Annotated in this window: 15 protein-coding genes; 13 read left to right on the top strand and 2 right to left on the bottom strand. The window is 44.2% G+C overall.

The annotated features are described in order from the left end of the window. Positions 1-539: transposase (locus C6P11_RS07590; protein ID WP_210114206.1), on the bottom strand; the 539-nt coding region annotated here is incomplete at its 3' end. Between the two features lie 211 nt (positions 540-750). Here C6P11_RS07590 and C6P11_RS07585 point away from each other — a divergent pair. The 8 genes from C6P11_RS07585 (at position 751) to C6P11_RS07550 (ending at position 8,297) form a co-directional block, all read left to right on the top strand. Then, on the top strand, positions 751-1,251 hold the full coding sequence (locus tag C6P11_RS07585) for an NUDIX hydrolase (protein WP_135520038.1): 501 nt from the start codon (positions 751-753) through the stop codon (positions 1,249-1,251). 100 nt (positions 1,252-1,351) lie between these two features. After that, on the top strand, positions 1,352-2,050 hold the full coding sequence (gene rpiA, locus C6P11_RS07580; protein WP_135520036.1) for a ribose-5-phosphate isomerase RpiA: 699 nt from the start codon (positions 1,352-1,354) through the stop codon (positions 2,048-2,050). Between the two features lie 97 nt (positions 2,051-2,147). After that, positions 2,148-3,872, top strand: a complete 1,725-nt coding sequence (locus C6P11_RS07575; RefSeq protein ID WP_135520034.1) for a phospho-sugar mutase — start codon at positions 2,148-2,150, stop codon at positions 3,870-3,872. 110 nt (positions 3,873-3,982) lie between these two features. Then, positions 3,983-4,303, top strand: a complete 321-nt coding sequence (locus C6P11_RS07570; RefSeq protein ID WP_003609807.1) for a Txe/YoeB family addiction module toxin — start codon at positions 3,983-3,985, stop codon at positions 4,301-4,303. 13 nt (positions 4,304-4,316) lie between these two features. Further along, positions 4,317-5,351: a serine hydrolase domain-containing protein gene (locus C6P11_RS07565; RefSeq protein ID WP_135520017.1), complete on the top strand. Its 1,035-nt coding sequence runs from the start codon at positions 4,317-4,319 to the stop codon at positions 5,349-5,351. Positions 5,352-5,437: 86 nt separating this feature from the next. Beyond that, positions 5,438-6,007 (top strand): LemA family protein, encoded by a 570-nt coding sequence (locus tag C6P11_RS07560; protein ID WP_056973711.1) that lies wholly within the window; start codon positions 5,438-5,440, stop codon positions 6,005-6,007. Between the two features lie 17 nt (positions 6,008-6,024). Next, positions 6,025-6,918 (top strand): zinc metalloprotease HtpX, encoded by an 894-nt coding sequence (htpX, locus tag C6P11_RS07555; RefSeq protein ID WP_003609812.1) that lies wholly within the window; start codon positions 6,025-6,027, stop codon positions 6,916-6,918. A gap of 170 nt (positions 6,919-7,088) precedes the next feature. Then, a complete protein-coding gene (locus C6P11_RS07550) occupies positions 7,089-8,297 on the top strand; it encodes an ATP-binding protein (RefSeq protein WP_135520015.1) in 1,209 nt (402 codons plus the stop codon). A 46-nt stretch (positions 8,298-8,343) separates the two neighbouring features. Here C6P11_RS07550 and C6P11_RS07545 read toward each other — a convergent pair whose 3' ends face one another. Continuing rightward, positions 8,344-9,090 (bottom strand): hypothetical protein, encoded by a 747-nt coding sequence (locus tag C6P11_RS07545; protein WP_135520013.1) that lies wholly within the window; start codon positions 9,088-9,090, stop codon positions 8,344-8,346. 79 nt (positions 9,091-9,169) lie between these two features. On the opposite strand from C6P11_RS07545, the gene C6P11_RS07540 reads away from it, so the two are divergent. The 5 genes from C6P11_RS07540 (at position 9,170) to C6P11_RS07520 (ending at position 14,963) form a co-directional block, all read left to right on the top strand. After that, positions 9,170-10,150 carry a hypothetical protein gene (locus tag C6P11_RS07540; protein ID WP_135520011.1) on the top strand — a complete coding sequence of 327 codons (981 nt, stop codon included), beginning with the start codon at positions 9,170-9,172 and terminating at the stop codon, positions 10,148-10,150. 101 nt (positions 10,151-10,251) lie between these two features. After that, positions 10,252-11,619, top strand: coding sequence for a 23S rRNA (uracil(1939)-C(5))-methyltransferase RlmD (rlmD, locus tag C6P11_RS07535; protein ID WP_003609814.1), 1,368 nt, complete (start codon positions 10,252-10,254; stop codon positions 11,617-11,619). Between the two features lie 130 nt (positions 11,620-11,749). Further along, positions 11,750-12,742, top strand: coding sequence for a Gfo/Idh/MocA family protein (locus tag C6P11_RS07530; RefSeq protein ID WP_135520009.1), 993 nt, complete (start codon positions 11,750-11,752; stop codon positions 12,740-12,742). Between the two features lie 90 nt (positions 12,743-12,832). Next, on the top strand, positions 12,833-14,131 hold the full coding sequence (locus C6P11_RS07525; RefSeq protein ID WP_135520007.1) for a DEAD/DEAH box helicase: 1,299 nt from the start codon (positions 12,833-12,835) through the stop codon (positions 14,129-14,131). A gap of 187 nt (positions 14,132-14,318) precedes the next feature. Further along, the gene (locus C6P11_RS07520; RefSeq protein ID WP_135520006.1) at positions 14,319-14,963 is read left to right on the top strand and encodes a redox-sensing transcriptional repressor Rex; all 645 of its coding nucleotides are present in this window, start codon (positions 14,319-14,321) and stop codon (positions 14,961-14,963) included. Positions 14,964-15,232 lie beyond the last annotated feature (269 nt).

Raw genomic sequence — 15,232 nt, 5'->3', positions numbered from 1 at the left:
ACGGTTCCAGTTAAAGCATCGGTCATGATAAGCGGATGGTAACCGACGTTCAAGTAGTGATAATTAAAACCAATTTTTTCTTGATGACCAAAGGTCTCAAAGTAGGTTGAATCCAAATCTAGCACCAGTTCAGTATTGGCTGATCTTTCATCAATTAAAGAGACAATACGACGATTTAATTCTTGTAGCTCATCAATGTCTTCGTTCGTGAGATGTGATAGAAATCTGGAAATAGTTGGTTGAGATGCCATGTTTTGCGCATAAACAAGTCGATGTTCGATATCTTGGGTCAAGTAATCTGCAACGTCGTCGTTGCGATAACCTTCGATAACTTGAATGAGCATTTGCAATAACAATTCTACCTTAGCATAGCGTGGATTTTTGCGATTATCGTTGAATTCAACGTTATTAAAGAGCCTGGAAATTACAGGCGAATTCAGAAAAATACTAAGCAGCACGTTGCCACCATCCGAGGTAATTGGTGCCCCATTGTCTGAAACTGCAACTAAATGGTTGCTAGGTAATACTTTTTGAGTCATAATTTTAGACGCTCCAATTTTTGAGTATTTGGTTTGTTTTCCACTAACAAAATATCATAAAAAAGAGCTCCTATGGTTTTCACCCAACGGGTGAAAGCGCAAAACCCGCTGAAACGGTATTAACTTGCTGTTTCAGCGGTTTTTTGTTTGTCTTGATGAATAATCCGGGATTAATTGTAACGCCAGAATGACAAAAAAAGGGGGGACACGAATGGCAAAATTTCATCGGGCTTTTGGTGTATATGGCATATTGATTATGCAACAACAACTGGTTGTCGTAAAAAAGAAAGACGGACCATACAAATATCGCTATGATTTACCTGGGGGAAGCTTAGAACCTGGAGAGTTTCTTCAGAATGCACTTATACGAGAAGTAGCGGAGGAAACTGGACTGCATGTGCGCGATGCTTCGCAGGTTGGAGTTACCAGCTTTACGTATCCTTGGATATTTGAGGATTTTGACTGGAATCAGCATATCGTCGTTCTTTATGAGGTTACGACGTTTGAAGGTGAATTGTCTGAAGAAGTTCCCCAATTTTCCGGTCAAGATTCATTCGGTGCTGAACTTATTAGCGTAGACGCTGTTTCAAACTTAAATTCATCACCGATTGTTGTGCAAGCGGTTGAATATCTAAAAAATGGGGTGTTTTCAACTAAAGAGACCAGGTTCGATTATTGGGATGTGTTGAGTCAAGAAGAAGCGCCATTTTAACGAAAATCAGCCCATTAATGGCTGCCACGCCAGATAGTTACTATCTGGCGTTTTTTTGTGCGGTTGCGTAAAATGAAATTGGATAGATGGGGGATGAATCATGGATCGAATTACAGAACAAAAGCGACAAGCTGGCGAATATGCAGCTTCGTTAATCACGGATGGCATGATAGTTGGTCTGGGGACTGGCTCGACCGTTAAGTTCTTCATTGAAAAATTAGCGGAGCGTATCAATCGGGAAGGATTGGATATTGTTGGAGTGACAACATCACGTCAAACGTCATCATTGGCCAAAGGTTGGGGAATCAAACTTAAGTCAGTTGACGAAGTGTCAGCAATCGATTTGACCATCGACGGGGCTGATGAGGTCGACACCAATCTGGATGGTATCAAAGGTGGTGGCGCAGCATTGCTCTTTGAAAAGATTGTTGCGCTAAATTCCAAGCGCAATATCTGGATTGTTGATCAAAGTAAGTATCACGACCAATTAGGTCAATTCCCATTACCAGTTGAAGTGGTGCCATACGGTAGTCACCAACTCTTGAAGCGCTTTGAAGCGGCTGATATGGCGCCAACATTCCGTCGTTTGCCAGATGGGCAACGTTTGACAACGGACGCCGGCAATTACATCATCGATTTACATTTAGCAGTCATTGAGCACCCACAAGCGCTGGCTTATTATCTGGAACAGACTATTGGTGTCGTAGAACACGGCCTATTTTTGAATGTGGCGGATGCAGTGATTATTGGTGGTGAAAAGTTAGTGGTCATCGAACGCGAAAACATTGAAAATCACTGATTATCCACATAATTTTCAAATTCACACAATAGCGTATGGTATAATAATGAGCATTAGTAGTAAGTTCGGGGACTTATTAAAAGGAGAATAAAGACTTATGACTTGGCAAGAAAATTACCAAATTTGGGCAGACCGTACTGATTTGCCACAAAACTTGCAAGACGACATGAAGAAGTTGGCAGCTGATGAAAAGGCTGCTGAAGATGCATTCTACCAACCACTTTCATTTGGAACGGCTGGTATGCGTGGCCTTTTGGGCGCTGGAATCAACCGTATGAACATCTTTACGGTTCGCCAAGCAACTGAAGGTTTGGCGCGCTTGATGGATTCATTGGACGACGCTGTTAAGGGACGTGGTGTTGCAATCTCTTACGATTCACGTCACTTCTCACCAGAATTTGCAATCGAATCTGCTAAAGTTTTGGGAGCGCACGGCATCAAGGCTTATGTCTTTGAGACGTTGCGTCCAACCCCTGAGTTGTCATTCACGGTTCGCCACTTGAACGCCTACGCAGGTATCATGATTACGGCATCACACAACCCTAAGGAATACAACGGTTACAAGATTTACGGTGAAGATGGTGGTCAAATGCCACCTAAGGAATCAGACATCATCACTGCCTCAATTCGCGAAGCTGACATGTTCGAAGTGCCAGTTAAGGACGAGGCTGAGTTGGTCGAAGCTGGTTTGTTGGTTAAGATTGGCAAGGACGTTGACGACGCTTACTTGGCTGAAGTGAAGACGGTTACGGTTAATCAAGAGTTGATCGACACGGTTGGTAAGGACATGAAGTTGGTGTACTCACCATTGCACGGAACGGGTGCTTTGATTGCTGGCCGAGCATTGAAGAACGCTGGTTTTGAAAACGTGACGATTGTGCCTGAACAAGCTGAGCCAAATGGTGACTTCCCAACGGTTAAGTTGCCAAACCCTGAAGATCCAGAAGCTTTGGCAATGGGAATTGCTTTGGCTAAGGAGCAAGGGGCTGACGTTGTTATCGCGGTTGACCCAGACGCTGACCGTATGGGAACGGCGGTTCGCCAACCATCAGGTGAGTACCAATTGTTGACGGGTAACCAAATCGGTGCCGTTTTGTTGAACTACTTGTTGACGGCCAAGAAGGCTGACGGCACGTTGCCAGCTAACGGTGCTTTGGTTAAGTCAATCGTGTCATCAGAATTCGCCGCTGATATTGCTAAGAGCTTTGGTGTTGAGACGATCAACGTTTTGACTGGATTCAAGTACATTGCCGAACAAATCCAACACTTCGAAGACACGAACGAGCACACGTTCTTGTTCGGATTTGAAGAGTCATACGGTTACTTGGTAAAGTCATTTGCCCGCGACAAGGACTCAGTTCAAGCAACGGTTTTGTTGGCCGAAGTGGCAGCTTACTACAAGTCATTGGGTAAGACGTTGTACGATGGTTTGCAAGAATTGTTCGAGCAATACGGTTACTTCGTTGAAAACACGAAGTCATTGACGTTTGCTGGTATCGATGGTGCCGACAAGATTGCATCATTGATGAACAAGTTCCGTGCTGAGACGCCTGCTGAATTTGGTGGTGTTAAGGTTGCCAAGGTTGAAGACTTCTCATTGCAAACTGAGACGGACACAGCTACGGGTGCCGTAACGCCAATGACGTTGCCAAAGGCAAACGTAGTGAAGTACTGGTTGGCTGACGGTTCATGGGTAGCCGTTCGTCCTTCAGGAACTGAGCCAAAGATTAAGTTCTACGTTGGAACGAAGGGTGCTACGGCACAAGCTGCTGACGAAGAGTTGGCTGCTATCCAAGCAACGATTGCAACTTATGTAGACTAATAATAATGATTGACCGCTACAACTCATCGGGTTGTGGCGGTCTTTTTCATAGTGACCGTTATTTCATCATGATATGATAACGGTATACATAAGAGGTGAGGTGACGGCTGATGACGATGAAAGCAGCTAAGAAGTTAGCCGACGGTATGCGCGGAGGTAAAAAGCTAATTTTTACTGAACAAGCATTCGATGACTATCAATATTTTTTGACGCAAGATCCAAAGACAACGAAAAAGATAAACAAGCTTCTGAAGGAAGTATTCCGCACACCGTTTGAAGGGACAGGTAAGCCTGAACTGCAAGCGGGACTTGATGGTGGTTGGTCACGACGCATTGATAGCGCGAACCGCATGATTTATTTCCCTGAAAGTAATGGGGATGTGACGATTGCCCAACTTCGCTACCACTACATGAAGTCAATGACGTCTTGAGGAGATATTGAAAATGGAAGAATTAATTGAACGCCTAGAAAATATCGCCCAAAAGATGGTCGATGATGGCCGTTTGTTCGGGGCGACAGTCGGCGTGGTGAATTTCAAGAACCAAAAAGAAATCGCCTCAGTTGGACAAGTCGGCACGGGTGAATTTGCGGACGATATTTTGTCAGTGAACCACATTTACGATTTAGCAAGTTTGACCAAGCTGTATACGACGATGCGTTATTTGCAATTATTCAAGGCAGGGACGGTAACACCAGAAACGACGGTGCAATCAATCTTGCCAGCTTTTGGCAACGTCGAAATTACAATTGGTCAATTGCTTTGGCACAATTCTGGTTTGCCAAGTAGCGTGCGCAAGGTCCCTGCACTGACACGTGAGATGCTCGAAGAAGATTTGATGCTAGGCAAGACCATCAACGAGTCTGGTACAGTAACGAAGTATTCCGACGTCGGCTTCATGGTGTTGGGAAAAGTGCTTGAAGCGCTTGATGAAATGCCGCTGGCGTTGGATGTGACGGCGAATGTGTTGGCACCTAAGAATTTGGCTAACTCAGGGTATCGCGTGGCGGACAAGGGACGTTTTGATGCGCCGCTTGATCGTTTCGTGCCGACTGAGGATGTGCCATTCCGTGGTGGTGTCTTGCAAGGTGAGGTCGATGATTTCAAGGCGTACTTGCTGGGCGGTGCTGGTGGACACGCCGGTATGTTTGCGACAGCTGAAGATGCCTTGTCATTCGTACACGAGTGGTTGATGCCGGATGAAGATTTGCCAGCTGATATGCACGCTTATCTTAAGGACAATCAGGCCGGTATTCGCACGTTTGGTTGGCACTACTGGACGTACGGTGGTGAAGATAATCCGGTTGTGGTCACGGATTGGTTGTACCAAACGGGCTTCACTGGCACGATTATGGCAGTTAATTACCGCACGATGCAGGGGATGGTCGTTTTGACGAACCGTGTGCACCCAACGCGTAATAACACAAGCTGGCTAAAAGACCGCTATGAATTTACCCAAGCTTTCTTTGCCCAAATTTGATTTACCTGATATACCAACGACTTTCTGGTAAAATGAAATTAGCATTAAAAGATGTCATAAAAATAATTTAATAGGGGGCAATATAGATGACAATTATCATCATTATCGCAGTCGTTGTTGTGATTGGTTTGATTTGGATCAGCATTTACAACGGCTTGGTAAAGGCACGTATGCACACACAAGAGGCTTGGAGCCAAATTGATGTGCAATTGAAGCGTCGTAACGATTTGATTCCGAACTTGTTGGAAACGGTTAAGGGTTATGCCAAGTTCGAACAAGGCACGTTGGAAAAGGTTGTGTCATTGCGTAACGCTTTGACGCAAGTACCATCTGGTGACCACCAACAAGCCATGGAAATTTCTGACCAATTGACGACGAGCTTGAAGTCGGTCTTTGCGGTTGCGGAAGCTTACCCAGACTTGAAGGCATCAGCCCAATACAACAAGTTGATGGATGAGTTGACGAACACGGAAAACAAGATTGCGTACTCACGTCAATTGTTCAACACAACGACAGCAAACTACAACGCCAAGTTGCAAACATTCCCAACGAACATTATCGCTGGGATTCACCACTTCCAACCAAGCGAATTCTTGGAGACACCTGAAGAAGAGAAGCAGGTTGTTAAGGTATCATTTGACGATCAAGGAATGTAATCGAGGTTTAAACGCAGATGTTATTTGACCAAATTGCCAAAAACAAGCGTAAAACAGTGATGCTTTTCTTTGGATTCTTCCTATTCATGGGGGTTGTCGGGGCTGCATTGGGAACCTTCCTGATGAATGGTCACTGGCAACAGGGAATCGTGATTGCCTTCGTGGTCGGTTTGGTTTACACGGTCTACATGGTTGGCCAATCGACTGACGTTGTCATGTCAATGAACCATGCCCGCGAAATCAAGAGCGCTGATGAGGCGCCTGATTTGTGGCACATCGTTGAAGACATGGCGATGGTGGCGCAAGTGCCGATGCCGCGTGTCTTTATCATCAATGATCCGAGTCCGAATGCGTTTGCGACGGGAAACAATCCAGAACACGCAGCGGTTGCAGCCACTACGGGTATCTTGCAACGTTTGAACCGTGAAGAACTTGAGGGTGTTATGGCCCACGAGATGACCCACGTACGTAACTACGACATCCGTTTGCAAACGATTGCTGTGGCGATGACGTCAGCGATTGCGTTGCTAGCAAACCTAGGAACGCACTTCTGGTACTTCGGTGGTAACCGCAGTCGTGATCGTGAAGGTGGCGGTAATGCAATCGGTATGATTGTGTCATTGCTTGTGTTGATGTTGGCGCCGTTGGCTGCCACATTGGTCCAACTGGCGATTTCACGTAACCGTGAGTACTTGGCTGATGCTGGGGCGGTTGAATTGACGCGTAATCCACAAGGGCTGATTAACGCTCTTACGAAAATTTCGCAAAGTGAACCGATGTCAGAAGCCAACGTTTCACCAGAAAGTTCAGCATTGTATATCGCGAACCCATTAAAGGGAGATAAGATGGCGAACTTGTTTGCCACGCACCCACCCATGGAAAAGCGTATCGAAGCTTTACGCAATATGTAAAACACAACACCCGCGTCGTGCAAAACTGCATGGCGTGGGTGTTTTTGCTAAATAGATTAAATTGTCTATAAAATGCGAAAATTGGAAAAAGTAGACTGAATTGTCTATAAAAACGAAAAATGCTAAAATATAGACTAAATAATCTATAAAACTTAGTGAGGGGGATTGAGATGATTAAGCGTGAGAGGTACTTGAATTTTTTAATTGATGCCATCGACAATGAATTTGTCAAAGTCATCACGGGAGTTCGGCGTTCTGGAAAGTCCGTGCTATTAATGCAGGTTCAAGATGCGTTGCGGGAGCGTGGTATTACTGACGATCAAATTGTCTATCTAAATTTTGAGTCATTCAGTAATGCTAAGTATCTAAATAACCCGGAACGGTTGTATGACGATTTGATGCAACGTAACCAGGGTAAGAAGCTGTATTTCTTTTTTGATGAAGTTCAACTGGTCTCGCAATGGCAAATGATTGTGAATTCACTTCGCATTGATTTGCCATCGGATATTTATATCACAGGGTCTAACGCCTCAATCCTGTCAGGTGAATTGGCAACACTATTGTCAGGGCGCTACGTTCAAATTAACGTTTATCCATTTTCATTTGCTGAATTTGTTGAACTTAAGGAAATTGATACTAGCTCAGTAACCAGTGTGCGCGATGCTTATCTTGAATATCGTGAGTTTGGTGGTATGCCAAGTATTTTAGATGCAAACTTGTCTGAAAATCAACATTTCGAATATCTATCAAATTTATACGATTCAATTATGTTGCGCGATGTTTCGCAGCGTTCAGGTGAAGGTAATCAACAGCTATTGAAGATGTTAACGCTGGTGATGTTAGATTCAATCAGTAGCGAAGTTAGTGTTTCTAAGTTGGTCAATCGATTGAAGGACGCTGGGTTTAACATCAACACGACACGATTCAGGAATTATGTTGGCTTGCTGGAGCAGGCGTATTTGTTTATCAGCGTGCCAAGACTAAATCTCCGCGGTAGTCAGCGTTTGCGTTCGAATGATAAATTTTATGTCATCGATAATGGGCTGTGGCATTCACAAGTGGGGGATGCAGGTACTAATATTGGTTCGCAACTTGAAAATATCGTTTGCTTGGAACTAATGCGACGCGGTTTTGATGTGAAATATGGTGAAATTGACGGTAAAGAAATTGATTTTGTTGCTGAAAAACGTGGTCAACGCCAGTACATTCAAGTCACGCAACAAATTCCGGAGAATAGTGAGCGCGAGGTTGCCAATCTTGTTGCAATTCCTGACGGTTACCCTAAGTTGTTGATCACGGGAGAGGACTTAGGCGTGAAACAAATTGATGGTGTACCGGTGGTGCCGATTTACGAATGGTTGCTAAACGATAATAATTAAGTCAAAACAAAAAGCAGCAAGGTCGATGACTTTGCTGCTTTTTGGGCTACTGCCTATATGGGGTTAATAGTTTTGTTAACTCGCTTTGAGCAGCTTCATCTTGTGAAACGGAGAATTTGTCCATTGCGGTTGCGTCCGGAATGCCATCATCTGTGAATTCATAGAAGCCGGAATTAGTTGATGGAGCGAGTGAGCCATCTTGTTGCGAAAGTTTTAATTCGTATACTTTGCCATTGTCGGCCAGTAGATATTTCACGACGGGCTTGTCACGGTCGACTACCTTTGAGTAATTGTCAGCAAATGAATAATTTGAAAGATCTTGTACGCCGGTTGTGCCGTCCAAAGATGTATAAAAGACAACACCTCCAATTGCATGAATTGAAAACGAGGTAGAACCAGGATGGTCCATGTTTTGTACTTGAATATTGCCGTCATCGCTCAACGCGTACCAATCACCGTGCCCGGCGGCTCCGTGATCGAAAAACCATGAACTAACAGCCATATTTCCCATTTCAGCACGTTGACCAGCCCACTGAAGAAAAGTGTTAGAAATATCTGATTTGTCAGAATCAGTTAGCGAAACTGTTTTTGGCTTATTTGCATTCTTAACTTTGATTTTAATTCCGTCCGTATCGGAAGAGCTGCTTTGTGAAGCCTTTGGCTTTTGCACCTTTTTGACGATCTTTTTGGATGTGTTAGCAGGTGCAGAAGGTTTATTGAATAGTTGCCAACCTATAATCACAACGCCAACAACTATTAGAATGCCAACTATTGAGGTTATTATTTTTTTCACGATGACTCTCCAAACTGTTATTTATAGTAATAGATTTTAAGCTATACTTAAGTATATAAATATGATTGAGGACGGTCAAATGGGCAAGAGAGTAAAAGTTGTGATTGGGATACTGGTAGCCTTGGTTGGGTTAACAACTGTTCAGTATTATCATGATAAGAGTCGAGCGCTGTACAGAAATAACTACGTCACTCTAAAAAGTGCCAGTCTTTTGAGAATAAACGAAAGCGAAGATGCTGCGAGCTTCTATAAAACGTCACATCACACAAACAAGGTAAACGCGGAATATTTTGCGAAACACACCATGTTCCATTATGGTAATTTATTTAAAAAAGTTTCTGATATAGATAGTTTTTCCGAACGTGACAATGAATACTTATTAAGACCTCAAGTGTTTTTGGACACAGGAATTAGCTTTTGGTATCTAATTGATCCGATGTATCGTCAAACTATCTATAACATGGAAAATGACATTGCGCTAAATCCTGCCACTTCTTTAACAGACATGTATGCATTTATGAAAAATATATCAAATCATCCATGGCTGTACGGTGAACGTTATTCTGATGGGCAATACCAAAATCAATCAAGCTACCTTGAGGACGGTGGCGATATTTTGAAAGAATATATCGACGATAAAGCCTATAACGAAGAATTTAGTCGGGCTACGAACATCGAAAAAGATGATCCAATTGACGAGTCGTCTAGTTCTTCGTCTGCTGTAAGTAGCGAGGCTAAAAAGTTAACGAAGAAGCAAAAAGCAATCGATGAATCATTCCAACAAGTATTGCTAACGATTTCAGACAAAATAACTTCAGAAGAAGGTACGCCGTATCATGCGGGGGCACAATCATATCCCAAGTTACCAAGTGAATACAAAAAGTTACCAAAAACGTTTAAAGTAACCTTCACTGGTACTCAGGCAAGTGCGTCAGATGAAGAAAAGGTGGATGAGAAAAAAGTGTTCACTGTGAAGCTTGAATTAGATAAAGAAGATAATTCATTTATGATTGTTAACTCAAAGGAGCTCCCAAGTTATTTTTCAGATTTATCTGAATAGACAAGCTATTTCTCACGGGCATCTCATGAAACTTACAATTTACATGTGTTACAATGGACAAGTAACATGGTCGTCGAAAAGGCCAACAAAAGGAGATTAAGATGAAAAAGAAAGCGCCAGTGGTGAAGAACCAAGAATTTGACGCAACGGTCATCGATTTAACGTACGAAGGTAACGGAGTCGTTAAGGTTGATGATTTCCCAATTTTCGTCCCAAATGCTGTTCCGGGTGAAGAAATCCGTGTCGGCATTACGAAGGTTGCTGGAACGTACGCATTCGGACGTGTTGTGAAGACGTTGAAGGAATCAGAGGACCGCAACAAGGATGTTGACGTAGCAACGTTGACGACAGGAATTGCCCCTTTGGCTCACTTGAAGTACGATGCACAATTGCGTTTCAAGCAAAACCAAATCCAAGAATTGTTCAAGAAGCAACACGTTGATGTTGAAGTTTCTGAGACACTTGGTATGGAGAACCCAACTGGGTACCGTAACAAGGCGCAAATTCCTACGCGTGAATTGCGTGGTGAATTGACGACTGGATTCTTCCGTCGTGGTTCACACAACTTGATGCCAATTGAGGATTTCTACATTCAGGATCCTGAAATTGACAAGGCTATCGTGGTTATCCGTGATATTTTGCGTAAGTACCACATTCCAGCCTACAACGAATTTGAGCACACTGGTGTTATCCGTAACATCATGGTGCGTCGCGGTTACTACAGCCACGAAATGATGGTTGTTTTGGTAACGCGTTCAAAGAAGTTGCCAGGCGCAGAGATGATTGTTGAAGAAATTCGCGAAGCTTTGCCTGAAGTGAAGTCAATCATCCAAAACGTTAACCAAGAAAAGACAAACGTTATCTTGGGCGAGAAGAACAACACCCTTTGGGGAAAGAATGTCATCACTGACACGTTGTTCGGTAAGAAGTTTGCCATCGGACCAAACTCATTCTACCAAGTTAACCCACAAACGACGGAAACGTTGTATCAATTGGCTGCTGACAAGGCTGGCTTGAACGGTGATGAAGAAGTTATCGACGCTTACTCAGGTATCGGAACGATTTCATTGACGATTGCTGACCGTGTTAAGTCAGTTTTGGGTGTCGAAATCGTACCTGGTGCCGTTGACGACGCCAAGCGTAACGCCGACATCAACGGTGTGACGAATGCCAAGTTCGAATTGGGTAAGGCCGAAGAGAAGATGGTTGAATGGCACGATGCTGGTATGCGCCCAGACGTTATCTTCGTTGATCCTCCTCGTAAGGGATTGACGCCAGAATTGATCGACGCCGCAACTGGCATGGAACCAGAAAAGTTCGTGTACATTAGCTGCAACCCTGCAACTTTGGCACGTGACACGGTTCAAATTTTGGAGAACGGTTACCACATTGAAGGACCTGTTCAACCAATCGACCAATTCCCACAAACGACGCACATTGAGTCAATCACTGTGTTCGTTAAGGATTAATATATAAAAAAGCAAATCGATAACCCGAAGAAGCTCACCGACAGTCTAACTGTTTGGTGGGCTTTTTTGGTAGCGCAATGTATAATGAATGTATTATTGAAAGCGCTTTAAGGAAACGAGGGATATGGAAATGACACTAAAGTTAGGTGTAATCGGTACTAATTGGATTACCAAGATGCTGGTTGAGGCCGCACATGAATCTAATGAATATGAACTAGCAGCCGTATACTCACGCCGTGCTGAAACAGGGGCAACTTTTGCCGCTGATTTCGGGGATGTCCCTGTGTTTACTGACTTGGCAGATTTTTACAACAGTGGCATCGAAGTTGTTTACATTGCTTCACCAAACAGCTTGCACTATGACCAAGTTGTACAAGCAATTGAGCATGAGTTACACGTGATTGTTGAAAAGTCAGCCTTCTCAAACACGAAGGAATATGAAGCGGTATACTCATTGCTTCGTGAACATCCGAATGTGCGCTTGTTTGAGGCAGCACGCCACATTCACCAACCAACTTTTAAGGCGATTGCCAAGAAGGTCTCAGAAATGGACCACATTTCTGGTGCGACGTTGGTCTATGAAAAGTACTCATCACGATTTGATGACTATCTAGCAGGAAAGGAGCCTAATGTGTTGACGCGCGAGTTTAGTGCCGGTGCGTTGACTGACTTGGGTGTTTATCCGCTTTATGCAGCAATCGCGTTGTTTGGCATGCCAAAGGAAAGCCACTATTATGCAACACCATTGCGTAATGGGGCCGATGGTCGTGGTATTGCCATTTTGCGTTATGCTGACTTTGATATGACTGTCCAATTTGGAAAGGGTGCCAACAGCTACCTACAATCAGAAATTTTGGGCATGCGCGATACAATCGTCATTGATAGTATTGCTGAGTTGCATGAGGTGACTTACAAGGACGGTCGTGGCAATGACACTGATTTGACAACGGATGTTCCTGGTAACCCAATGGTTGCTGAAATGAACGTCTTTGCCAAGATTATCAATGATCCAGTTGCTAACGATGAAGAATATCGTCAATTGTTGACGTTGAGCCAACGCGTCAACATCGTGATGACGAATTTGCGTCACGATGCCGGCATTGTTTTCCCAGCCGACAAGTAAAATGAACGAATGATAAGCGTCGCACGTTTTGTGGGGCGCTTTTCTGTTACAATTAGAAAGACAATGAAAGAAATTGAATGAGGATATAAAATGGATACTCGTTTTGAAGAGCGATTGGCGAGCGTTGGGTTTACCACGCTAACGCCAATTCAAGAAGCCGTAGCTGAACCGTTGGCTGCCGGTGAATCAATCGACGCCTTGGCACCAACTGGAACTGGAAAGACATTGGCCTTTACGTGGCCATTGTTGCCAACGTTGGTACCGGGGGATGGTGAGCAATTGCTAATCTTGGCACCATCACAAGAATTGGCCATGCAAACGACACGTGTTGTACGTGAATGGGCAACTTTGGTGGACTTGAAGGTTTTGGCTTTGACAGGTGGTGCGAACGTGAAGCGCCAACTAGACGCCTTGAAGAAGCACCCAGAAGTGATTGTGGGAACGCCAGGTCGTGTCGCTGAATTGGTCGACAACGGTAAGTTGAAGTTGAAGCGTTTGCGCACGTTGCTATTGGACGAAGCGGACGAATTGTTGACGGAAGACACTGCTAAGCAAATTGACGGTGTTTGGGACGCGATTGACGACCCTGACGTACAAGTTGCCTTGTTTGGCGCAACTGAAGTTGACACGACAATTGCAGCTGGTTTGTTCGATCGTGACTTTACGCGTATTGATCAACGTAATGTGCCAATTCCAACGGCGATTGCCCACGAATTCTGGCCAACAGCCCGCGAGCAACGTAACAAGCGTTTGCGTCAATTGGCAGCCCGCAAGAACTTCCAGGCCATTGTGTTCTTTAACACAACCAAGCAATTGAAGGTGACGGCTAGTTTCTTGGCGCACGAACACGTGGCGATGGCAACATTGGTCCGTGGTGACTCAAGTTCAACCCGTGCCAAGTCATTGGAAAACTTCCGTAAGGGAACGGCGAAGTTCTTGTTGACGACGGATGTGGCCGCGCGTGGTTTGGATATTCCTGACTTGCCAGCGGTTATTAACTTTGATTTGCCACGTAATGGTGAAACGTATACGCACCGTGCCGGTCGTACCGGGCGTATGGGGAAGCATGGATTGGTGATTTCATTTGGAAATGATCACGACTTGCGTGATTTGCGCCGATTGGTGGCCGTTGATATTCAATTGGTCAACGGTGCCAGCCAAGCAACGAAGCCAACTTCATTCTCAGGTTCAGCTGGTCACACAGTAGAACCAGGGGCAAGCAAAGAAGTAGCTGACAAGCCACGTCCAGTTGCCAAGGTTCGTAAGGTGCACAAGAAGAAGACTGAAGAAGTCGTTGCTCGTACAGATCGCTTCGCAAAAGAGAAAAAAGCTAAGCGTAAGCACAGCAAAAACAAGGGCAAGCCAAAGCGTAAAAACGGCGAAAACTAGGCATTTAGACCGTTATTCCGGAAATAGCGGTCTTTCTTTTTGCACTTAGTTTGTGAAAATAAATTGTTATTTAGTTCACATAAAGCGGGGGATGTGTTACTATAAATAAGGATAGAGAGTTCACAAACGTTTTTTGTTTGTGAAATAGCATGAAAATAAAACTTTTTAGAAAATGAGGTAGGTTGACATGGCAGAACATGACATCCCCCGCGCGACCGCTAAGCGTTTGCCAATTTATTACCGTTACTTGAAGCTTTTGTTGGATGCGGGTACGACTCGCGTTTCATCAAACGAATTGTCTGATGCCGTAAAGTTTGACGCTGCGACGATTCGTCGTGATTTCTCATACTTTGGTGCATTGGGAAAGCGTGGTTACGGTTACGACGTTAAGGCATTGATGACGTTCTTCGGTGAAATCTTGAACCAAGATACATTGGCATCAGTTGCCCTTGTCGGGGTTGGTAACTTGGGACAAGCTTTGTTGAACTTTAACTTCCACCAAAGCTCAAACGCCCGCATCTCTGCAGCTTTTGATATCAACGAAGACATCGTGAACACGATCCAAGCTGGTGTTCCTGTATACGGCATGGATGATTTGGAGAAGCAAATTTCTGATCAACGTATCGACGTAGCGATTTTGACGGTGCCAGCACCAGTTGCCCAAGAATTGGCTAACCGTTTGGCCAAGGCTGGTGTACACGGAATCTTGAACTTCACGCCATTGCGTTTGGATGTGCCAAGTGATGTCCGCGTGCAAAACGTTGATTTGACGAACGAATTGCAAACGTTGTTGTACTTTATCAACAATTTTGGCGCTTCAGAGGCTGAATAATGACATGATAAGCTACCCAATATTGGGTGGCTTTTTATTTCATTTTGAAACATGATAACGCTTACTTTGTGGAAGTTGTTTTGGTAGAATAATACATGTTAAGTAGTTCATACTTAACGTTTCTCATATGTTATAAGCGTTATTATTGTCTAAGACCTCTAAAATGATAACGCCGCAAATGGGCGTGCTTAACCACCACGGCTGTTTGTAAAACGGACCTCGATATATTCATATCGGAGGCCTATTTTTTTATTAATTTGGTGGTACGA

The sequence above is a fragment of the Weissella confusa genome, from assembly GCF_004766315.1.
Taxonomy (GTDB): domain Bacteria; phylum Bacillota; class Bacilli; order Lactobacillales; family Lactobacillaceae; genus Weissella; species Weissella confusa_A.
This window is presented reverse-complemented; position numbering and strand designations above follow the sequence as displayed.